The sequence below is a fragment of the Fibrobacter sp. UWT2 genome (assembly GCF_900142545.1).
Lineage (GTDB): Bacteria > Fibrobacterota > Fibrobacteria > Fibrobacterales > Fibrobacteraceae > Fibrobacter.
Window position 1 is genome coordinate 17,093 of the sequence record NZ_FRBF01000014.1, and the last position, 21,666, is coordinate 38,758.

19 protein-coding genes are annotated in these 21,666 nt (G+C 48.9%); 8 read left to right on the forward strand and 11 right to left on the reverse strand.

What is annotated here, in order from left to right:
* Window positions 1–8 precede the first annotated feature (8 nt).
* On the forward strand, window positions 9–2,765 hold the full coding sequence (locus BUA40_RS10225) for a hypothetical protein (RefSeq protein ID WP_072800566.1): 2,757 nt from the start codon (window positions 9–11) through the stop codon (window positions 2,763–2,765).
* A 39-nt stretch (window positions 2,766–2,804) separates the two neighbouring features.
* On the opposite strand, the gene BUA40_RS10230 is transcribed toward BUA40_RS10225, so the two are convergent.
* On the reverse strand, window positions 2,805–3,467 hold the full coding sequence (locus BUA40_RS10230) for a hypothetical protein (RefSeq protein ID WP_072800568.1): 663 nt from the start codon (window positions 3,465–3,467) through the stop codon (window positions 2,805–2,807).
* A gap of 23 nt (window positions 3,468–3,490) precedes the next feature.
* Here BUA40_RS10230 and BUA40_RS10235 point away from each other — a divergent pair, with 23 nt between their 5' ends.
* Complete coding sequence (locus tag BUA40_RS10235; protein WP_218588190.1) at window positions 3,491–4,807, forward strand: PDDEXK nuclease domain-containing protein; 1,317 nt, start codon at window positions 3,491–3,493, stop codon at window positions 4,805–4,807.
* 1 nt (window position 4,808) lies between these two features.
* Here BUA40_RS10235 and BUA40_RS10240 read toward each other — a convergent pair whose 3' ends face one another.
* The 3 genes from BUA40_RS10240 to BUA40_RS14585 form a co-directional block, all read right to left on the reverse strand.
* Window positions 4,809–5,423, reverse strand: a complete 615-nt coding sequence (locus BUA40_RS10240; protein WP_072800571.1) for a hypothetical protein — start codon at window positions 5,421–5,423, stop codon at window positions 4,809–4,811.
* Between the two features lie 252 nt (window positions 5,424–5,675).
* A complete protein-coding gene (locus BUA40_RS10245; RefSeq protein ID WP_072800572.1) occupies window positions 5,676–6,104 on the reverse strand; it encodes a hypothetical protein in 429 nt (142 codons plus the stop codon).
* Window positions 6,105–6,452: 348 nt separating this feature from the next.
* On the reverse strand, window positions 6,453–6,617 hold the full coding sequence (locus BUA40_RS14585; RefSeq protein ID WP_178299608.1) for a hypothetical protein: 165 nt from the start codon (window positions 6,615–6,617) through the stop codon (window positions 6,453–6,455).
* 193 nt (window positions 6,618–6,810) lie between these two features.
* Here BUA40_RS14585 and BUA40_RS10255 point away from each other — a divergent pair, with 193 nt between their 5' ends.
* Window positions 6,811–7,467: a fibrobacter succinogenes major paralogous domain-containing protein gene (locus BUA40_RS10255; protein WP_083585365.1), complete on the forward strand. Its 657-nt coding sequence runs from the start codon at window positions 6,811–6,813 to the stop codon at window positions 7,465–7,467.
* Between the two features lie 251 nt (window positions 7,468–7,718).
* Here the strand turns inward: BUA40_RS10255 and BUA40_RS10260 are convergent, their stop codons facing one another.
* The 4 genes from BUA40_RS10260 to BUA40_RS10275 all read right to left on the reverse strand — a co-directional run bounded on the left by BUA40_RS10260 (window position 7,719) and on the right by BUA40_RS10275 (window position 9,997).
* Window positions 7,719–8,306 carry a mobile mystery protein B gene (locus BUA40_RS10260; protein WP_072800575.1) on the reverse strand — a complete coding sequence of 196 codons (588 nt, stop codon included), beginning with the start codon at window positions 8,304–8,306 and terminating at the stop codon, window positions 7,719–7,721.
* Window positions 8,306–8,749 carry a mobile mystery protein A gene (locus tag BUA40_RS10265; RefSeq protein WP_072800576.1) on the reverse strand — a complete coding sequence of 148 codons (444 nt, stop codon included), beginning with the start codon at window positions 8,747–8,749 and terminating at the stop codon, window positions 8,306–8,308. The genes BUA40_RS10260 and BUA40_RS10265 overlap by 1 nt, the downstream gene beginning before the upstream one ends.
* A gap of 262 nt (window positions 8,750–9,011) precedes the next feature.
* Complete coding sequence (locus BUA40_RS10270; RefSeq protein ID WP_072800577.1) at window positions 9,012–9,443, reverse strand: MarR family winged helix-turn-helix transcriptional regulator; 432 nt, start codon at window positions 9,441–9,443, stop codon at window positions 9,012–9,014.
* An 8-nt stretch (window positions 9,444–9,451) separates the two neighbouring features.
* On the reverse strand, window positions 9,452–9,997 hold the full coding sequence (locus BUA40_RS10275; protein ID WP_072800578.1) for a glutathione peroxidase: 546 nt from the start codon (window positions 9,995–9,997) through the stop codon (window positions 9,452–9,454).
* 156 nt (window positions 9,998–10,153) lie between these two features.
* On the opposite strand from BUA40_RS10275, the gene BUA40_RS10280 reads away from it, so the two are divergent.
* Both BUA40_RS10280 and BUA40_RS10285 read left to right on the forward strand, forming a co-directional pair.
* Window positions 10,154–10,567 (forward strand): (deoxy)nucleoside triphosphate pyrophosphohydrolase, encoded by a 414-nt coding sequence (locus BUA40_RS10280; RefSeq protein WP_072800580.1) that lies wholly within the window; start codon window positions 10,154–10,156, stop codon window positions 10,565–10,567.
* 142 nt (window positions 10,568–10,709) lie between these two features.
* Complete coding sequence (locus tag BUA40_RS10285; protein WP_072800582.1) at window positions 10,710–12,764, forward strand: carbohydrate-binding domain-containing protein; 2,055 nt, start codon at window positions 10,710–10,712, stop codon at window positions 12,762–12,764.
* A gap of 126 nt (window positions 12,765–12,890) precedes the next feature.
* Here the strand turns inward: BUA40_RS10285 and BUA40_RS10290 are convergent, their stop codons facing one another.
* Window positions 12,891–14,408 carry a T9SS type A sorting domain-containing protein gene (locus BUA40_RS10290; RefSeq protein WP_072800584.1) on the reverse strand — a complete coding sequence of 506 codons (1,518 nt, stop codon included), beginning with the start codon at window positions 14,406–14,408 and terminating at the stop codon, window positions 12,891–12,893.
* Window positions 14,409–14,666: 258 nt separating this feature from the next.
* On the opposite strand from BUA40_RS10290, the gene BUA40_RS10295 reads away from it, so the two are divergent.
* The 3 genes from BUA40_RS10295 to BUA40_RS10305 all read left to right on the forward strand — a co-directional run bounded on the left by BUA40_RS10295 (window position 14,667) and on the right by BUA40_RS10305 (window position 19,278).
* A complete protein-coding gene (locus BUA40_RS10295) occupies window positions 14,667–15,617 on the forward strand; it encodes a hypothetical protein (RefSeq protein WP_072800587.1) in 951 nt (316 codons plus the stop codon).
* A gap of 225 nt (window positions 15,618–15,842) precedes the next feature.
* Window positions 15,843–17,204, forward strand: a complete 1,362-nt coding sequence (locus tag BUA40_RS10300) for a carboxypeptidase-like regulatory domain-containing protein (protein ID WP_072800589.1) — start codon at window positions 15,843–15,845, stop codon at window positions 17,202–17,204.
* Between the two features lie 127 nt (window positions 17,205–17,331).
* Window positions 17,332–19,278, forward strand: a complete 1,947-nt coding sequence (locus BUA40_RS10305) for a cellulase family glycosylhydrolase (protein WP_072800590.1) — start codon at window positions 17,332–17,334, stop codon at window positions 19,276–19,278.
* A 15-nt stretch (window positions 19,279–19,293) separates the two neighbouring features.
* On the opposite strand, the gene rsmA is transcribed toward BUA40_RS10305, so the two are convergent.
* Together rsmA and BUA40_RS10315 are read right to left on the reverse strand one after the other, a co-directional pair.
* The gene (gene rsmA, locus BUA40_RS10310) at window positions 19,294–20,073 is read right to left on the reverse strand and encodes a 16S rRNA (adenine(1518)-N(6)/adenine(1519)-N(6))-dimethyltransferase RsmA (protein ID WP_072800592.1); all 780 of its coding nucleotides are present in this window, start codon (window positions 20,071–20,073) and stop codon (window positions 19,294–19,296) included.
* 15 nt (window positions 20,074–20,088) lie between these two features.
* Entirely contained in the window at window positions 20,089–21,660 is a 1,572-nt protein-coding gene (locus BUA40_RS10315) for a hypothetical protein (RefSeq protein WP_072800594.1), read from the reverse strand.
* Between the last annotated feature and the right edge of the window lie 6 nt (window positions 21,661–21,666).

Sequence of the window (21,666 nt, forward strand, 5' to 3'; positions counted from 1 at the left end):
AGTTTCTAATGAGTTTCTTTAATTCTGAACAATCCTTTGAAGACATATTTTACAGTTATCTAAACAATGTCTCTGTTAAAGGTGAACTCTTTAGTTATGATGACGAATTCCTAGAAGACGATGATTATTATACGCTTTTCAAAAAAATCGTTTCTGAAACACAACGATTTGGAAAATATAGTGAATTGAGAGGTTGCCACAACAGCCCTACATTCTTAAAATCTTTTCATAGATGTTTTGGAATATATTTACGAGAAGCAACCCTCCGTTACGCAACTTCTTTTAGCGAAGAAGGGTTATGGAGACCTTTGAATGAAGGTATAGAAAAAGATTTTTCACGCATCGGACTCAATCCTAATTTTTGGGGCAAAGGAAGTCGAAATCCCAGAACAGTACTAACCGGGGGCGTTGATTATGCCAATGGGCACAGCCTTTTCTATGCCATTTTCAATTCGTTCCGTTCAGAACACATTAGATATCGAAAAAAAGAGGAAAACGAATACACAAAACATTTGCTGAAATTAGCAGTTCTACCACACAAATACAATCCCGTCGCAAATTACTTTGACGATGTCTTGCTGGCGTATAGATCAAACGCTATCGACCGATACCTAGAAGAGCAAAATCGACAGGGTTTAGATATTCATCCAAAAACGAGAGAGCGATTAGCGGCTAAAATCCGAAATTTCTTCATCTTTGTAGATGATGCAAAACAAGATGGCATTGAACTTAGCGACATTCAAAATAGCATTTATACCAATTTTGGAGGCTGGCTGCAAAAAGCATATCATAATCAACAACAAGTTAGCAAGTCCCTGGCTGCAGAAAACAGCGAGTACGTCAGGGAATCAAGCCAGGTCAAATATCGTCTAATTCTCGGAACTCAAAATATTTTCCAATACCATATTCCAAAAATTCTAAGTTTGAAAAGTCTGTTTCCCGACATTCAGAATCTAAGAAATACATCCAGAATTGAAATAAGTGATGACGAGGATTATCTCTTTACCATAGACAATAATTATGTGGATATTGACGAGGACATTTCAAACAAGAATAGAATCATCAACCAATTAATTGGCAAATCCAGTATTACTGTTGAATACAAAGACACCAAATTCAATGTTCCTAACCCATGGTATATGGGAAATCGGTGGCATATACTAAACGAAGAAGGCGAAAAAACGGATGTATGGAATTGCGAAAAAAACATCTACCTAGTCATTCCTAGTTCCGATTCAATATCCACTTGCGAGATGAAATCGGACAACAACACATTGTCTACAAATTATTCTTTAGATGCAATGACATCTGAAAAATCAGGAATGAACGTTTATAAGATTGAGAAAAATAATAATGCCGTAAACTTCGACAAGCTCTGCATTACCACTCAAAATGGCCTCCGCATTATTATTGAAATTGAAAACCCATCTTATGTCCACCTATGCCACAAATTTGATGGTCGTCCACAATTTATCGCACAAAAAAACAAGCACAAAATCGCAATCGGCCGCATAGAATTCAGTCATCTTGACGAATTGGATACAAACCCAATGGAAGATGAATACAAAAAAGATTACTGCGTTGAAGTAAAAAAAGAATATGGCCGATTAATAATAACGAATAAAAGCACAAGTGTTATTGAACTACCTGAAAAAAATTTCGGCAGAACAATCATCCCTGCCGTAACCCTACTCCCTGAAGGGACCGACGTATGGATTGCACATGCAGAGGACCAAAATTCATTCCGCGGCTATCTGCAAGGAACAATTGACAACCTGTCACATGATTGGAATGACTCAAATATCGGTCTTTTGAAACAAAGTCTCGCCGTCAATATTGAACAAGGGCATGACTCTATTTGTTCAATACGTTTTGCTGAAAACGGAGAATCATTCAATTTGATTTCCCCATATTTAAAGGCAAACCTAAATATGCCTCTAGGTAAAACGCTCTATTCAAGAGATATCGCCCGCAACAACAATCCCTTTGACGGTTTTATACCTAGCGAGGCCTCATATTATTTTAAATGGACTGAATGTGAACGTGTACTTGAAGCGACAATTCCGCTATACTATAAAATTTCTGTGTACCATTGCTACGAAAAGCTAGGAATAAATGGTGCAGAATGTACCTTCGGATGGGCATACGAGGGGACCCGTTTCTGTTATTCGTTTAAACAAAATCCCGATTACACTGGTTGCGTCTCACGCCCAGAAAACTTTTATGATTATTCCAAGGAGGAGCTGAAAGCGTATTTTGGAAAGCTTCTTGGCATAGTAAAAGAAATAACTGATACATACTACATACCACGACCTGGAAAAAAAACAAATCGTAATCCTTTGGAAATTGTGGAAGTAGAACCGACAAAATTAGGTGATTGTGTTTATTACCTATACAAAGCCTGGGAGGGATTCTACAAAGAAAGACTTCCTCAAGATGCCTTTGTTGAACTTGAAGAATATGTAAAAGAAGTTGCTAGAGTTTTCTTAAATGTTGACGTTGAACACGTTGCACCTATGGAAATTGAACTAACCGAACACATCCGAGATACCATTGCAAAACTTCCCGACCCCGATTATTTCAAAGAATGCGAAAGAGAAAAAAGAAAAGAATATTTGCAAATGTATAATTACACTCACAATCCGCATTTCCAACGAGCGCTAAAATTAAAGCCAACAAAATTTAAAGAAATAATATGGCTTTTAAACAAAGATGATTTGAAAAAGGCTATTAGCAATCTATACGATGTAGAAATCAGAAAATAAATTATTAAAGGCGGCTTATCGGCCGCCTTCATTGTTTTCCTATCTTCCAAGAATCATCTTTTTACCAGGCAAATCAATCAACACCTGGTATTTTTTGTACAAGCCCACACCGATAACGCCATCGGCGCCAACAGCCCGAACATGGGGTTCTACGTCTGCGGGCTGAACGCCGAAAGGCACATCTAACGTTTCTTCTCCGACTTTTACGGGAAGCTCGTAACGCTTAACGGTGTACTTGCCCAAATTCGGGTGGAAATCTTCAATCGTATCGAAGTACGTCCCCGTCTCGGCAATAGGCTTGCTCATATAGTCCGTAATAGACGCACCTGTATCAAAGACCATGCCACGGTCCATACCACCAATATTGGCAGTGAACACAATGCGACCGGGAACATTCTTCAGGTCGAACTCCGCAACAGGATTTTCTACCGAAAGGGCCTCGTTTGCATCGGCCACGATGACTTTTGCATTCTTGTAGTCAAACAAGACCTTGTGATTGCAGAAATATTCCAGGCCACGGAATTCGTCAATGTCGGGCGACACATTACTACGCGCAGAATCAAGAGCCTCGCAACCGCCATGGATGCGGTTCTTGTTCTCTTCAGTAATTACGAGTGGACATCCGGTATCTACCAGAACCTTGCGACCGTTGTCGTTGATTACGAAATGATCACGGATAATGTCAGCCTGGAAAGTTCTCATCTGCGTCTCCTTTTTTAGGGTGATTGTACCGTAATATCGCTTTTTGTCAGTTCAATGTAAAGAGAAAAATCTTTTTACAACGAAAATGGTCTCCACTAGCCCGAAAAAAGCGTGTATATATAAAGATAGGGACAGTCTCTATTCGCCCAACGGGGGCGTTCCCGCTTTATGGAAAAAAAATGACCCCAAGAATAGTAAGGTCGCACGATGTTCATGTTGATTCTGATTACTCCAAGTGGATTGCCGAGCTTAAGCAACGGTATCGCTCGGCGCAAGTGAAGGCTGCCGTCAGGGTAAACACCGAAAAATTGCAGTTTAACTGGTCGCTAGGGCAAGATTTGGTCCACAAAAAGGCAGAAGAACGCTGGGGCGCGGGTGTCGTGGAGCAACTCAGCCTTGATTTGCGACGAGAATTCCCCGATACGGACGGATTTTCCGTGTCAAATCTTTGGTATATGAAGAAATGGTACTGTTTCTACACGCAAAAAGGTAATTCGACCAACTTTAATCAAGCTAATGACGAAAAACTCCAACGGCCCGTTGGAGAATTAGCCATGGGTAAATTCATGCGGTTTGAAAGTGTTCTGCCAACCATATTTACTAGTGTCCCTTGGGGGCAACATATAGATATTATAACCAAATGTCGCAGTGTAGAGGAAGCTCTTTTCTACATAAAGCAGGTAGTCGAAAAAGGGTTAAGTCGCCCAGCCCTTCAAAACTGCATCAAGGCTGATCTTTACAGTCACCAAGGCAAGATTGTCAATAATTTTTCCGAAAATCTTCCCGAATTGCAAAGCAAATTGGTTCAAGAGGTGCTGAAAGAAAACTACGATTTCGGCTTTGCAACCGTAAGTCACGAGATTTATGACGAGGCAGAATTAGAAAATGCCCTGACGCAGAACGTCACTGAACTTTTGCTCGAAATGGGAACAGGTTTTGCTTTTATAGCGCGACAGAAAGAAATTATCGTAGGCAATCACAGTCGCAAGCTCGACCTGCTTTTTTACCATATCCGCTTGCGTTGCTTTGTCGTTTGCGAATTGAAGGTAGTGCCATTCGAACCAGAATTCATCGGCAAGCTGAATTTCTACGTGAACGCGGTGGACAACTTGATGAAAGCCCCCGAAGACAACCCGACTATCGGGCTGCTGATTTGCTCCAACATGGATTCGACCGATGTAAGGTGGTCTTTCCGAGGACTAGGTACGCCAATGGGAGTCGCCACATACAACAACATCCGCATCAAGGATATGCTGCCCTCGAAGGAATTACTGATTGAACGCATGCATCAGGCACAAAAGGAGGTGCGCGCCACAAAGCGGATGATTCGAAAAAAATAGCCTACGCCGCCATGAGCTGGCGGAATTCTTCGTCCAGGCCTTCTTCTTTCAGCAACTTGAGCATTTTCTTGTGCAGGACTCCCGTGTTGGCACGGGTGCAGCCAATCTTTTCGGCCACCTTGGCGTCGGAGCAGTCATAACCTCTGACTGCAGACTGCAACATTGCCTTGAAAATAGCGCTCTCCTCGACAGACTTGGGCTTGGACGAGCGGCCCTTTTCGTCGTCATCGGCCACACCGTTCGGATCAAAAACATCGACCCGTTTGCACCTCTTGGAGTTCTTGCGCTTGTCATCTTGCATAAGCCAGCCGCTCTTCTGGCTGGTGTATGCCAAAAACGGGACTCCGAAGCTGGGATCAAAAGAGTCCACCCATTCCCTGAAGGCGATGTAGGCCTTGTCGAAAATATCGTCGTTACGCTTTTCGGGGGTCATGTCATGGTATTCACGGTCCGAATCGACCTTGTAGGAATTCTTGAGCATGACGCCGGAAATTTGCTCCCCGCAAATGTCCCAAAGGTCATTTACCGCCTGCTGGCGGATGTCTGCATTGGCGCCGTACTTGGCGAGGGTTACGAGGTTGGCGATCTGGGTGGCTTGGCGGTTGTTGTGCTTCATGAGCAGCTCCTTTTGGAGGTGGGTTGGCAGAAAGACAAAAAAAAGAGCCCCTTGATTTAATCCATTTCATTAAATCAAAAGGCTCTTAAAGTCTTTCTATGTATTAAATGTTAAAACTGGCGTTTTTAGTTAAAAATCAGCATTTTTTACACCTCTAAGATATCCTTCCCGACCTGTCCCGACGGGTTTAAAAACAGTTTTTGCACCTTTAAGATAATCGTCTGGGTCAGCCCCGGCTGGTTCCAATCAGTCTCACAGCTCTTCTATCTCTTCTTCCACATCGATTTCGGGCACCTTGACTTTGGCGAGGTCCTTCCCCACCGTTTTCTTGATGAACTTGTCAACATCTTCCCAGCTGGCACGCATCAGGTAAACAAGGTAGAGCACTCCGTCAAAGCACTCGATTTTGTCACCTATTTCCAAGAGGCCGTCATAGTTTTCGCCTTCGTAGAGCAGGTTATCCTGCAGTTTTTCAAAGGCATCGTCTTCTTCGCCCATCAGCACGTCCAAAACAGAATGGTCCGTCTTGAATACCGTAGGCATACCTTCGCATTCCGAGATGCTAAAGAAAAAGCTTTCGCCCGATTTCGGCTTCAGTTCGACTTCGCCCACGAATATGGGAATGTCCGGGCCACCGCTAATCTGTTCAATGCGGGCGTTCATGATTTTCACCTTTTCCATAGCGTCTCTCCTTAAAAGGTTGTGCTCGTTCCGAGCGGTTCTATGGGTATATCGCTTTTAAAAAACGAAATGTCAATTTCGGGCGCCACCGACGAAAAAATCGGGGCTACGGCAGACGAACTAGCCCTGTTCGAAATGGAGGAGGAAGGGGGTTGACAGGTGGCGTTTGAGGATCAATAATCCCGATTTTAATGTTACGGAAATCAGTAACATTAGTCTCAAGGCCGCTGAACAGGCTCAATTGGGCTGGTCCGTGCGCCGCGAGCGTGGCAAACGCAATTACGATAATGTTCATAATGTGCATATGTATGCCTCCTGTTTTGATTGTTGATAATTTGTGATTTGTCCTTAAATCCCTCTATGGAAATGATTGCTATTTACAATAATCCCATACTTGCGCGTCTTTTCGGCCCAGACGCACATGATCCCGCGGATCAGAGCCTTCAACTCGGGCAGCTCCCTACGGGACTGATCAAGAACGAACTGCTTTTCCATGATTTCTTCGATTGTCATTTTAGTCTCCTTGTTTGGTGGTTTGTTTCGTACCCTCCCTGTATAGACCTGCTTGCGACCGTCCGCACCTGTGGCGTCCTCCCCCGACAGGCTCGGTGGTGCGCGACTTCTCTTGACAAGGACCACGCGAGGATGTATATTTAGTGAACAAGTGTGCAGACTCTATATTACGTGTTTTTTTAAGGAAGCTTTTATGAAAAGACAGACTTTGATTCTAATGCTTATGATGGTATTCTGTGCGGGAGGAACTTTCGCAGCTCCGAAGAAGGGAACCATGACAGACCCCCGAGATGGCAAGACGTACAAAACGGTGAAAATCGGCAAACAGACCTGGATGGCAGAGAACCTGAACTACTGGGTACGGGACAGCCACTGCTATGGCGACAGGAAAATTGATTTTCCTGTCGACGCTTATGCAGTAAAGGATTCTAACTGCGCCAAGTATGGTCGCTTATACACCTGGAATGCGGCCCTGAAGGCGTGCCCTACAGGCTGGCACCTGCCTAGTAAAAAGGAATTCGAGGTGTTAGCAAAGGCTGTAGGCGGCACACTAGGTAAGGACGGAGATCGCTGGAATGATGCGGGCAAAAAGTTGAAATCTGCCAGCAGTTGGATTAACAATGATGGTAAAGATCGCAGCGGTGATGACGCCTTCGGGTTCTCGGCGCTTCCTGCCGGTATCATGCAAGTCAACGAGGATTACGGCTTCAATGGCGCGTTCTTCTGGAGTTCTACAGAAAACCTTAACGGATTCGCGTACTTTATGCGCTTCTACTACGACTACGACGAGGCGTACCTATACGACAACGATAAGAACTATGGTTTCTCTGTTCGTTGCATCAAGGACTAGGTTGCCAACAGCACTGCAAGATCATCCCATAAAAAAACGAAGAATTGGAAGTCGGAAATTCCGACATCAAGTCGGCTTTAAAGTCACAAATTGTGACTTTAAACGATGAACACAAGAACGGGACCGCCGGGATGAGCGAAGAAGAAATCGAGGCCGAAATCAAGGCCGCGAGAGCCGAAAGGAAAAGTAAAAAGCCTCATTGAGGTCGCAAACTCTCTAAGGTCGGAAAAAACGACCTTAGAGAACGCTTTTCACTTATGCACAAACTCCAGTAGAGCCGTATAGTTTCCGCCATCGGCAGCATGCAAAGCATCTACGTAGCGCTTTCGTAAATCCGTTATGTCAACAAGGTTTCCGTCTCCCCAATAAAGGCGATCCTCGCCCATCTGTTGCATAAGCAGGTCTGCCATCAGTCTAGAGACACGACCGTTCCCATTAGGGAATGGATGTATCAACACCAACCGATGATGTAATCGAACAGCGATTTCCGTATGCGGAAAAGTCTCATTCGCCACCCAAAATTTCACATCGTCAAACAGGGCCTTCAACTTAACGGGAATTTGGTACGGAGCAACCCCGATATTGCGTTCAGTAGTTCTGTATTCACCAGCCCACTTCCACACCTGACCAAACATTTTCTTATGCAACTTCATCAAAAACGTATCGTTCAATATATCCTTGAGTTTGGCTGAAACAAGCCAAGTTTCCGCTTCGGATATGTTTCGCGTTTCAAGTTCGTTGAGTTCACTCCGCAACGTCACCCAGCGAGGCTTAAGTCCTTCTCGTTCTTCTGGAGTAAGTGGCGTAGAGTTGTCATCAGATGTGAAAATATCTGCCATTATTCATCCCATATTCGTTTTATGTTCTTTGTTATCATCTCGTTTGCAAGGTCATCTAATATATGCGGGTCCTTTGCCAACTGATCTTCAAGAGCCATATTTGCATTCACCTTGGTCAGGATTTGCGCGGCTTTTTTGCGAGCCTGTCTATCGATGGTTGCCTGTAGGGAATCCTTGGGTACAAAACCGTAAACGAAATCGCAGTCCATGCTTTGAGCGATTTTTTCCATTGTTGATATTTTGAGGTTCAATTCATTAGACTCCATCTTCGTTATGCGCGGTGACGAAACACCAAGGCGACTGGCCAGCTGTGATGCGGTCATTCCAAGAGCCTGCCGAACAGAAGAAACCCAGCTCAGCTTTCCGGTGACAGAGTTTCTCAGATGCTGCAAATCACCCATTTTTTGAGTTAAAGCCCTAAGCAACATTATACGTTGATCCATATTATTAACCTTTCTATTAAATTTTCACAAATAAATATAACACAAAGGTTAATAAAAAGCAATAAATTTTAACTTTTCTATTAAAATTTTAGTCCAAGACGGCCATGTTTTCTAGAATAATCTACCATATAGTGCTCCTTAAAAAAGAAAAAACATCCAAATTCATTTGGATGTCTGCGCACTACTTTACGGGCTTAAGTGGAATATAGAATTAGCCCCTAATTTGGCAAGGGCAAGCTTGTAAAAGATTTGTAAAAGCCACCTACCCCTCAACCCCTTCCAAGACCTTGTACAGTAGGGTGTACAAGGTCTTGGCTTCGGTGTCAGAGAGGTTCACGCAGCGGGACATGGACTTGGGGACGCTTGCAGCCTTGCGCTTGAGCGATTCACCTTGGTCGGTGAGGCTTACGGAAAGGCAGCGTTCGTCGGTTTGTTCGCGGGTGCGCTGGATGTAGCCCTTGGCTTCGAGCTTTTTCAGGAGCGGGGTGAGCGTGCCGGAATCGAGAAACAGCTTTTTGCCGAGTTCAGAGACGTTGCACTTTTTTTCTTCCCACAGCACGAGCATCACAATGTACTGCGTGTACGTGAGGTCGAGCGGTTCCAGGTACGGGGCGTAGCGGCGCGTGATTTCTTTGGACGCGGCATACAGCGGAAAGCACAGCTGGTTTTCGAGTTTTAGCTGGGGACAGTTCATGGGGGCTCCTAGAGCAGTTTCTCTACACAGGCGCGCACGGCGTCCATGTCGGCGGTGGGTTCGAAGCGCGCGACAACGTTGCCTTCGCGGTCGACCACGAACTTGGTGAAATTCCACTTGATGTCGGGATTTTTCTTGTAATCCTTGTCGATACTCTTGAGCAAGAGCGCCATGGCGGCGGCCTTTACGCCAAAACCGAAACCCTCAAAACCCTTCTGCGATTTCAGGTAGGTGTAGAGCGGCAGCTCGTCAGGGCCGTTCACATCGGACTTTTTCATTTGCGGGAATTCGGTGCCGTAATGGAGCGTGCAGAATTCGTGGATCTCGTCGTCGGTGCCGGGGGTCTGGCCCTTGAACTGGTTGCAGGGAATGTCGATGACTTCAAAGCCCTTGTCGTGAAAGTCGGAGTACATCTGTTCAATGGGCTTGTAGTGCGGGGTAAAGCCGCAACCGGTCGCCGTGTTCACGATGAGCATTACCTTGCCCTTGAAATTTGCGAGCGGGACCTGGTTGCCCTTGCCATCGGTGAGGGTGAAATCGTAGATGGTTGCCATGATGAGCCTCCGTTTTTGGGGGTGTTTTTGACGGTATTTCACCGCGTTTGATTGTATACAATTTAATTTTATAAAATTTATCGTCAAAAGTCAATAGGGTTAAGCAAAAAATAAGTTTAGGTCCACATTTTTTGCGAATTTTCTACATTTTCACCCATGAAACGTATCGAAGTCGTTGCAGGCATTATTTGCGACGGGGCGCCACATTCAGCGGGAACCCGATTCTTTGCCACGCAGCGCGGCTACGGCGAACAAAAAGACGGCTGGGAATTCCCGGGCGGCAAAATGGAGCCTGGCGAAACCCCGCAACAGGCACTTGCCCGCGAACTCAAGGAAGAGCTCGCCATCGACGTAAGCGTAGGCGACTTTATTTGCACGGTGGAATACGACTACCCCGCTTTTCACTTGACGATGCACTGCTTTTATTGCACCATCGCAGGCAACAAGGCGCCGGAACTCCTGGAGCACGAGGCGGCCCGCTGGCTCACCCGTGCAGAGCTGCATTCGGTGAACTGGCTCCCTGCCGATATCGAAGTCGTCAAGGCAATCGAAAGAACTGCCCAAAAGTAGCGAATCTCACAAAAGCGCGCTTTTAAACGGCTTTTACACAAAAAGAAATTTACCAACGTTGTTTTTTCACTCAACGAAAGTTATTATGCAAATATTGCCCATATTATAGGCCAATTATATATTAGAGCTAAAAGGAGTGATTATGAAGTCAATGAGGTTGCCCGCAATTGCAATTTCTGCAGTTTTGGGTTTTGTGGCTTGTTCCGACGACAAGGGAACGGATCCCAACGGTTCCGTTCCGCAGACTGATCCCTATGGCTATAATGTTCCCGGCAGCGAGATTCCGGGTGGCAATATCCCCGGTTACGAGAATCCCGGTAGCGAAATTCCTAGCGGCGATGTCCCCGGCACCGAGATTCCGGGAAATGAAAATCCTTACGGCGAGATTCCCGGCGGTGAAGTTCCGGGTGGTGAAAACCCCGGTGCAGAAATCCCGGGCGGAGATGTTCCGGGCAGCAACTTGCCTGGCGACGTTTCCAGTTCGAGCGCCCTGATTCCGGGCGACGATACCCCTATCCTTAGCTCCAGCAGCGTGGGCGGCACCGTGCCGGGTACTAATCCGGGCGGCGAATCCGGTGACGACGAAAACGACAACGAAGATTCCAGAACACTGGACGGCACGCAGATTCTCCTGAAGCTTTCTGGCACCTCGGCCACCGTCGAAAACAATAACGGCTGCGTCGAAGTTGCAGACAAAGCTGCAACAATTACCTGCCCGGGCGCCTACTACGTAACGGGCGAATCTTCTGACTTCCAGGTGGTCGTAAACACTCCGGCCGCTGAAAAAGAAGGCAACACCGGCATTTACCTCTACAATGCCACCTTGAAAAGCTCTAACGCCCCGATTCTCGTGAAGAACGCCGACAAGACGGTGATTCACTTGGTCAAGGGCACCACCAACGTGGTCGAAGATGGCAACGGCAATCATTTGTTCACCAAGATCAACGGCGCTCAGGACACCGCAAAGGCCGCGATTTACTCCCGCGACGACTTGAACATCAAGGGCGCAGGCACCTTGACCGTCAAGGGCAAATTCAGGAACGGTATCCAATGCAGCAACGATCTTAAAATCAAGAACGGCAACATCACTGTCGAAGCCGAAGAAAATGCCGTCAAGGGCAAGGGCAGCCTCCAGATTTCGGGCGGCACGCTGAACCTTACCGCCAAAAAAGGCGACGGCCTCGAAAGTGACGAATGCGAAGAAGTCAATGGCGAATGCAAGAACATCGTCGAAGGCAAGGGCATCATCGATATCAGGGGCGGCAATATCACCATCAAGGCCGGCGACGACGGTATCGACGCAGCCAACTACGTGATGATCAGCGATTCCACCGAAGCATCCAACGTCAAGGTGACTGCTACGGGCAAGGGACTTGTTGCCGAAAAGTATATCTATGTCAATGGCGGCACGCTCGACGTAAAATCCGAAGGCGATGACGCCCTGCACACCCACTGGCAAATCTATATGAACGGCGGCGATGTCACGATCAACGCAAAGGACGATGGCATCCATGCGGATTCTGCCCTGTACATGAAGGGTTCCACCATCAACGTAGTCACTGCTAATGAAGGTATTGAATCTTACAAGATTTTTGCTGAAGGTGGCATCACCTCGACATTCGCAACAAACGACGGTTGGAACGGTGCCGGTGGCCCGAAGGAAAACTCCGGTCAGTATGCAGCGTTTAGCGAAAGCGGTGGCCATATCGTCGTGAGCGGTGGCTACCACTACATCAGCGCAAAGGGCAACATGGTCGACGTATTCGATGCGAACGGCTCCGGAAAGATGACCGGCGGCGTGCTGATTCTCGAAATCACCGGCGAAAGCTACGAGAACATGGGCGGCTTCGGCGGCGGCTGGGGCGGTGGATTCCCCGGCGGTGGCGGCGGCATGGGCGGCGGTAGCGGCGGATGCTCCTCCAACATGGCAGGCGGCTTGATCGATACGGATGCCGGCTTCGAAATTACCGGAGGCGTACTCCTTGCATTCGGCAACTACTCCACGGACCTCCCCAAGTGCGCCACTGTTACCTACAACAACACCAGTTACTACGGCTCCGACAAGGCGGCATTCAAGCCCACCTACCAGGGTAACGCGATTATCTACGGCGGCGAAGTAACATCGGTTGCGCAGGTACAGACGAACGGCTGGACAGAAGTCAAGTTCCCCAACGGCGTAAGCTACATGCACAAGTAAAAAATCTGACGAACCGCATTTAGAACAAAAGTTTATGGGAAAACACAAGTGCCCGCCGGTAAAACCGGCGAGCACTTTTTTAGGAGGTATATAGGAAATTCTTTTGCGGATTCTTGTTGCGGTTCCTTAGAACTGTTCGAAGAACTTGTGGACTTCTTCGGGCACCCAAGTGCTTTCCCAGTTCCAACCCACGCCCATGTTACCGGTGTCGTGAGCAGTCCACTGGTGGTCACCCGGCCAGCTACACCACTTGACGGGGAAGCGTTCGTCGACCGTCGTGAAGTCGTAGCAGACGTGGCCCGTATTGCCGCTTACTTCCTTAGGCTTTTCGGAGCTAGCGTCGGTGAAGTCACCGTTCGCATCGGCCTTGCCGTTACGCTTCAGAATTCGCGGAAGAGCGCTATTCTTGGCACGATTGTAATCGCAGCGGCCATCGTTCACGCCATGAACGTTCATCCAGGCAATCGGCAGGTTCTTCATGTTGTTGCCTTCAGGCAGCCAGATGTTGTAATCAGCCACGGCGTAAGTAGCGGCAGCACGCACGCGACTCTGCATGTCTTGCATCAAGGAGTAGCTGAACATGGCGCCGTAGCTGAAGCCCGTAATGAACACGCGGCTCGTATCGATACAGTAGTTTTCGTTCAGAGTAGTAAGCGTCTGGGCGAAGAAGTCATGATCGCCTTGGCCCTTGTTCCACAGACCGCCAATGGCATCGAGCGAGACAAAGATGTAGTCGCCGTTCTTGTCGAGCACCTGCTGGCCGTAATACGGAGTGGGGTGGTCATAGTCGGCGTTGTGGTGCACGAAGTCTTCGCCGGAGCTACCGTAGCAGTGCAATGCGAAAAGCACCTTGTGTGGTTTCGTGTTGTCGTAGTTCTTGGGCAAGGTGATAAAGTATTTGCGGCTATCGCTGCCAACCTGTATCTGGAACTGGTCGCCGTTTTCGACGCTCTTGACCTTTTGCAACTTGGAATTGCTGCCACAGCCCTTACTCGGGGTGGGCGCATTACCGAGTGCGTAACCGAACTTGAAGGTTTCTTCGGTTGACTCTTCGTTCATCTTGATTGCGACGGTCGTATCGAGATTCGGGAGGAACACCTTTACGGTTTCGTAGCCTTCGAACGCGACACTCAAGGTATCCTTTTCGACGCCGTCGACCTTCATGAGTGCCTTGCCGCCTTGCTTAAAGGAGCCCGAATAGTTGCCTGTGGCGTTAAAGCGGATGGATTCTTGCGCCGAGCCGAGCTTGACGCGGGCCAGATAAGTGCCCTGCGACTTGATGACGGAATTCAGGTCCACCGAACCGGAACCTTGCAGCGTCTGCGCAAATACCTGGTTTCCGACCATGTCGAAAACTTTGACCTGCACCGGGGTGGCGCCACTTTGCGTAAAGTTCAAGACGCCATTGGCCAGGCTGAAGTTGCCGGCGCTACGAGCCGCGCTCAAATGGGACGATTCTTCCTTGAAGGTGAATTTGCCCTGGGCGTCAGTGGTGGTGGCCTTGTTCCTTTTGAGAAGCTTTACATCTGCACCTTGAATGGCGTTGCCGTCTTTAGTGGTGACAGTACCGTTTAAGGTATATGCAGACGACATTCCGCAAAATGCCAAGAGGCATGCAGCCGTAATTAGATTAGGCGCTTTCATAAACTTGTTGACTCCTTATTTGTTTGCTCCACAACAAGCACATCCTCTATAAAACTAATCTATAGCTAGGCCGAAATCGCATAGGGAAACGCTTTGCCCATGGACGATCCGTCTATAAAAATATGTTTACGTACGCTAAATTTGCCGAAAAACCTTTAATTTGTATCCAAACTTTTATTTCGGATGTAATAAAAATAAAAGTTGAAATTAAGATTTTTTTTTCTATATTTGGGCGCGCCAAATTAATTTGGAGGAAATATGAATAACAAAGTTCTTGCTACTGCCACGGTTGTGGTCTTATCAAGTTTCATTTCTAGTGCCTGGGCCGCAAGACCCGAAGGCGAGCCGACTTGCAGTTTTGTTGGTGGGGCATTTTATAAGTCCAATAACACCATGTATCTGGAATCGATCAACGACGAAAACGCAAAAGTCGAAGTCGATAACGTTGCCGCGAATTGCATCAACAACAGTGTAAGCGGCAACTTCAAAGTCATTGTTGAACGCAGCACGGCTCTGGCAGCAAACTCTACCATCACCTTGCCGGCAAACTACCAGTCCGCAAACGAATGCGTCGACTTGTACGAACCCATCAGCTACAACAAAGACGAAAACGGCATGTGGATCACCGCCGAAAAGCATGACATCGAAAATGGTGCCGCCCACAGACCCATGCTGATGATTACCAATACGGACAAAGATGAATGCAAGGGCATCAAGGAAATCGAATTCACGGCAACCGGCGTGAGCGTTTCTACGCAGACCTCTGTCGAACTCGCTTTAAGAAGCGACGTCAGCAATCAGGGCGACTGGCTCATGCGCGGCTCTTACAGCTTTATCCGCTGGGACAAGGACGACGCCGAATTGGGCAGTGTTTACGGCTATGCCGCCAAGACCAAGGACAAAGTCGAAGCCGGCCAGTTCACCAAGGTCGGTTCAGGCGCCTTTGTTCCGCCGCTGCGCGCTTACCTGGTTTACAAGGGTGACAAGGCTCTTCAAAAGTCCACTGAATCCGTTGCCTCCGCGCTGCCCGAAACGATCAACGTGAAGCTCATCGACAAGGGAAACGGCACAACCCGCCTTGCTCGCTGGAACATGGCCACGGGCGAAATCGTAAAGGTGAACGGTTGGTTCGATCTCAAGGGTCGCAAGCTGAACAGCAAGCCCCAAAACAAGGGCATGTTCATCGGCAACACCAAGGTCCAAAAGTAATTATTAAAGGTTGGTTATGGAAAAGAAAGAATACAAAGCACCGGAAATGGAAATCGTAGATTTCGAAGCTCAGGCATGCCTGCTCTCTGGCAGTAGCGACGATTGCGATGCCGAATACTGCGACGAACTCGGCTAAAAAAATGAATTAAAGCCATTTAAGGAACCGTCGGCATTGCCGGCGGTTTCTTTTTATTACATTTCCTTTGTACTAACAAGAGGAGTAAAATGAAGAGTTTCAAAATAATGGTTTCCGCAACAGCCCTGTTGGCAGCCCTTACAGGCTGCGGAGACGATTCCAGCGGCAAGGTAGTCGCCGTGATCGATTCCGACGGCCATAACGTCACGAACAAAAGCAGCTCCTCGGTGAGTGACAGCTTCGGATCCTCAATGAGAGAAAGCTTCAAGTCTTCGAGCAGTTCCGCAAAAGACGTTGACATCGACGATGAACCCATCGTTATCGATGACCCGGAAGATCTCAGGGACAATTACAAGCATGGCTACATCGGGTACATGAGCGACAGAAGCATCGACCTGATCCAAGGCGGAATCGTACGCACCTGGAAGCCCACCGAAAATGGCCTCGTGATGGTTTCTGTAGACACCCTCGACGGAGACGGGAAAGTCAAGCTGAACACCTCGCTGAGCGGCTTCAACCTGGTGGAAATGCAGAAAGACGACCTCTATTCCATGAGGTGGCTATTCTTCAGCGAAAACATGGAAACCGGAATATACGTAGCCAAGGAGGGCGTCGCCGTCACAGGTTACATCGCCAATAAAGGTGAGCCCGTCGCAGGCGCCAAGCTCACGATTCTGGACAGGGAAACGACCACTGACGTTGACGGAAGATTCACATTCGAAAACCTCCCCGACGGCGTCCACTTCATGACCGCAGAATACAACGGGGAATCCCGCATTTACCAGGTGCAGACCACCCGAACGGTACGATTCACCGAAGAACAGATTATCAACCGAATCCGCTGGGAATACGGCGTTTACACCCTCTTGGCCGATTATGAAGACTGGTCCAGCGGCCGCACCGTCGTAGGCAACACCTTCGGCCTGGTCGGCCCCACCTACTTCTTTACCGATTCCTCTTATGGCGGCAAGAGCCACTTTTATGGCAATGTGGAATTCGCCCATGCCGAAAAATTCAGGCAAGACGAGATGATGGGCGTTCACGTATACTTTAAAGCCGATATCGACGAAGAATTCGACAATCACTTCGCCCTGACCGGATTCATTCTCGGCGAAGACGAACGCGAACTCGGAGACGACAACTACGCCTATTTTGACATCAGCAAAGCCTCGGGACTTTCCTTTGCCGCCAAGGGATCCGGCATGCTGCTCGTGCAGATGGTCGTGCACAACAGCGACGGCAGCACCGATTACGTAACGCCTTCCGGCATCGAACTCACGGACGAATGGAGTAGCTACGAGTTCCCCTTCGAAGACGAATTTCGTTCCAAGCTGACGGCAGTAGAGGCCATCAACTTCGCCCTGATCGAAGATGGCGAACTCTACCTCGACAACGTGAGATTGGACGGAATTGTGCCCACCAAATGGCCACTTTTGGGCAAAAGGCTCTAATTTGAGCTAATTTCGCCGCCATTCCCCTTTTGCAAAATTGTCAATAAAATCTTATTTATCCCCCTTAAAAACCCCCTTTAAAGGGGGTATTTTTTATGGTGGTGTAATAGAACTAGAGGATGATAGTATGAACTTCAAGTGTCTTTCTATGGTTTTGATGGCGGCAGCCCTTGCGGATGCAGCAGTAAATTTGGGCGTAAGCCTCGGTGATAGCATCAAGCCGGTGACCCATGTGGCCACGGGTTCGCTTTATGGCCTTACCGAAACACTCCCGAGCAATATCGAAAAAGATGTCGCTCCCCTCAAGCCGAACGTTTTCCTTTCGCCGGCACGTAGCGGTAGCGGCCGCCAGCAGGGCATCGGTGGCGCATTCCTTGTGGCCCCACGTGTCGAAAGCATCGGTGCCAAGATCCAGATTCGCCTGGCCGACGTTTTGCCTGGCTGGCCTTACAAGTTCCAGAACATGGATCACTGGAAAAACGAAGTAAAATCTGTCATCAACGACAAGCTCAAATCGAACAACAAGAATTTTGACGGTTACGAGATCTGGAACGAACCGAACGATACGTGGAAATCGAGCATCGACTTCAATTCCGGTCTCTGGAAACAGACTTATGATCTGATTCGCCAGATGGACCCCGGTGCAAAAATTATCGGACCTTCTTATTCGTTCTATCACGCTTCGAAAATGGAAGAATTCGTTAAGTACTGTTCGCAAAACAACTGCATGCCCGATGTGGTCAGCTGGCACCAGTGGGGTAGCGGTGGCTTTGTGGGTTCTGTCGAAACTTACCGTAACCTCGAAAAGAAATACAACGTCAAGCCGCGCCCGCTGAGCATCAACGAATATTCTTCGACCGAACACAGCGAAGAAGGTTGCCCCGGAGTGTCCGTCCCGTTTATTGCCAAATTCGAACGCCACGGTGTCGAAAGCGCCATGATTTCTTGGTGGTTCGTACCGCTTCCGGGTCGCTTGGGTAGCTTGCTGACCTCGAACAACGAACGCGGTGGCGGCTGGTGGCTCTATAAGTGGTACGGCGACATGAGCGGCTACATGGCAAAGGTGACCCCGCCCAACGACAAGAGCGATGGCGTCGACGGCTTTGCCGCCCTCGACAAGAAGAAAGGCTTTGCAAGCATTGTACTCGGCGGTAACACCAAGGGCGATGTGAACGTGAATATTTCGGGTATTCCTTCGGCATTCGGCAACAAGGTGAATGTGACGGTGGAATACGTGGTCTGGGAAAACAAGGACAAGGCCGTGCCTTCGACAAATTTGGTGTCCGACAAGGAATACGACGTGAGCGACGGCAAGATTACGGTGCCGGTAAATATCACGAATACCAAGTACGGCTACCACATCAACATTACCTCCATTATTCCGCAGGCCCCGTACAAAGATGTGGCAGCAGCCATCCCCGGAAAAATTGAAATCGAAAATTACGACGTCGGCGGCTCCGGCAAGGCCTACCTCGACAAAGATGACGACAACAAGGGCGGCGAGTACCGCGACGATGCAGTCGATATCGTGAAAGCAGGCGATGGTTACGCCATCGGCTACACTCAAGAAGGCGAATGGTTGGAATACACCGTGAAGGTGGATCAGGACAAGGAATACGACCTCAGCATCCGTTACGCCACCTCTTCGGAGAATACAGGCATCAAGCTCTATGTCGATGACAAAACCGTCCTTGAAAACGTCACGTTCCCTCAAGGCGCCGACTGGGATACCTATACGGTTCTCGAAGCAGGCAAGGTAACGCTTTCTGAAGGTGAACACGTGCTTAAGGTGGAAATTGTCGGAAACTACGTAAACATCGATTGGCTGAATTTCGCTGATCCCTCGACGACAGCGATCGCCGCTCGCGGGCTGCAAACGGAATCGCTGCAATTCACGCCGCAAAAGCCGACCACCTACAACGTGTTCGATATGCAGGGCCGCCTCGTGGCAAAGTTCATAGCTTTAAGCGCCCAGGAACTGCAAGCGAAAACGGCCGCAGCCGTCAAGCGTTCGGGCACTTATTTGGTAAAGCCGCAAACGGGCAGGCAAATGCACCGCGTTACGGTCAAGTAGAAATTTCAGGTAAAACTACCCGACAATGACTTTGTAGAATTCAAGGAACTGCGCGGGGGACAATTCCTCGGCGCGGACCGTGGTGGGATAATCCAGGAGCTCGATAGCTTCCTGGATTTTCTTTTTGTCGTAAGCGCGGCCGAACGAGTTGGCGAGCGTCTTGCGCTTTTGAGTGAAGGCGGCGCGCACGAAGTCGAAGAAGCCCTCGGGAGCCTGCAAGGCATCAGCCTTGGGCGTCAAAAGCATCGTAGCGCTATCGACATTCGGGCGGGGCGTGAAATGCTCCGGCCCGATCTTGCGGAGAATCTGCGTATCAGCGTAAGCGGACACTAAAACAGAAAGGCTGCCGTAATTACTGCTGCAGGGGCTTGCACAGATGCGTTCGGCAACTTCGAGCTGCACCATTCCCATAAAGCCCTTGGTCAGGTGCAGTTTCGGCATCAGGCCCGCGATAATCGCCGTAGAAACATTGTAAGGCAAGTTTCCCGTGACCCAGGGCTTTTCGTGAGCATCCAGGAACGCCTGCAAGTCGAACTTCAAGAAGTCAATATTTTCAATATGGAAATTCTCGCGGCCCTGGAACTTTTGTTGCAAAAATTCCACACACTGCTCGTCGATCTCGACGGCAGTGAGTTGCACGTCGCGCTCCAGCAAATGTTCCGTCAGCGCGCCGTGCCCAGGGCCAATCTCAAGTACCCATTCGCCTGCATCCGCCGGCAAATCCCCCGCAATCATCTGCGCGGTAGGTACATCCAAAAAGTTCTGGCCAAATTTGCGGCGGCGAGCTCTATCCATAAAATCAAATACTCACTAGAAGTTGATGAACATGCCAATCGAAGTCATGACTTCGTCAGTCGAGGAGAATGCCCCGAAGGGATTGCTCAGGAACTGCTTGGTAAAGGCGACTTCCAAGGCGGCCATTTCGTATTCCAGGCGCATACCCACATTCGCCGTGGTTATACCCGAAGAAATATCCATGGACTTGGTAGACTCATTGTTGATGTAGGAATCCCTGTAACGGAACAGATCCCACTGGTGAGAAGCGCTACCGTAAGCGACCACGTGGCTACCCAGCATCACTTCGCCCAAAATGTTGGGAGTTGCAACCAAGGCGTATTCATTATGCCTGCTGCACACCTTCTTGATGCGGTCGTAGCTGGCCATGGGGGCTGTCATATTCAGGCCCATGAACACGCGGGCTTTTTCGTGACTCAAAATGGCGCCGCCGAAATTGAATTCAGGCACCACTTCTACGCGTGTCGTAGAATCGGTCGTGTGAGCTTTCGTTGTCGCAAGGTAATACTTGCCGCCCTGTTCAAATATGCTCTTTTCGGTCACCGTGCTCTTGGAATTGTAACGGAACACGCTCAAGCCCGCACTCCAAGAAATCCTTCCCGGCTTCGAAACCATGAACCGGCCTCCCAAATTCCAAGCGTCCGATTCGATTTCCGTATTGCTACCCGTAATCGAGCCTTCACCTTCCGGATGTTCGTAAGCCAGACGAAGAGCCATATCCAAGCCAGCAAGCCTTGCAGACACGGTTCCGCCCAAAGCGGATCCGGCCGCTGTCGTCTTCACGGTTTCTTCGGCGCCCGTATTGTCGTCATCGACATAGCTCCACTTTTTGCCCACGGCAGCCTGCAACATCACGCCAAAGTTTTCCTTGGCCAAACCTGCAGTCACAAGCGCCAAGTCATTGTTGTTGTTGAAGGCGAAGAAGTAAGTCATGTCCTGTCCAAAAGAAACGACACCTTCCTGCTCGACGGGTTCAAAATAGGCAAAGCGACGATTGAACATCTTGTGGGGAATAGACATTTCGCCACCCACTGTCGCGGCAGCAGCTTCGTTTGCAACCGGGTTGTAGGAGTTGCCATGCAAAATATTGTCCAGCGGACTTGCGACAGGTTCGTTCGCCTTTGCCGCAGGAACCGTATCCACCTTAACAGCGGGAGTATCCACCGCTGCAACAAGAGGCAACGTATCGACAGGGGCAATGGAATCTACCTGAGGCTTTGCGGTATCGGGGGCAGCCACAGCCATCACCTCTTCGGTCTTCACGGAATCGGCAACCGGCGTCACCGTAGAATCAACAACCGAGACAACTGTGGAATCTGCCACAGGCGCCGTCGAATCGGCTACCGCTTCTGCAACCGCTTCGCGATTTTCTTCAATCATCTCCGGTTCTGCATTCTGGGCCGTAAAATCTACGACAGCGGAATCTGCAGGAACAATTTCAGGTGCGACCACCTCGGGCGTTTCTGCCACGGGCTGGGCTTGCGTAGAATCCGGCACCGGCGAAGAAACCGGAGCCACTTCCGCCTGCGCCAAGGCGCTCACCGAAGCGAATGCTGCAACTGTAATGACGCGTTTTGCAATATTCATATTTCC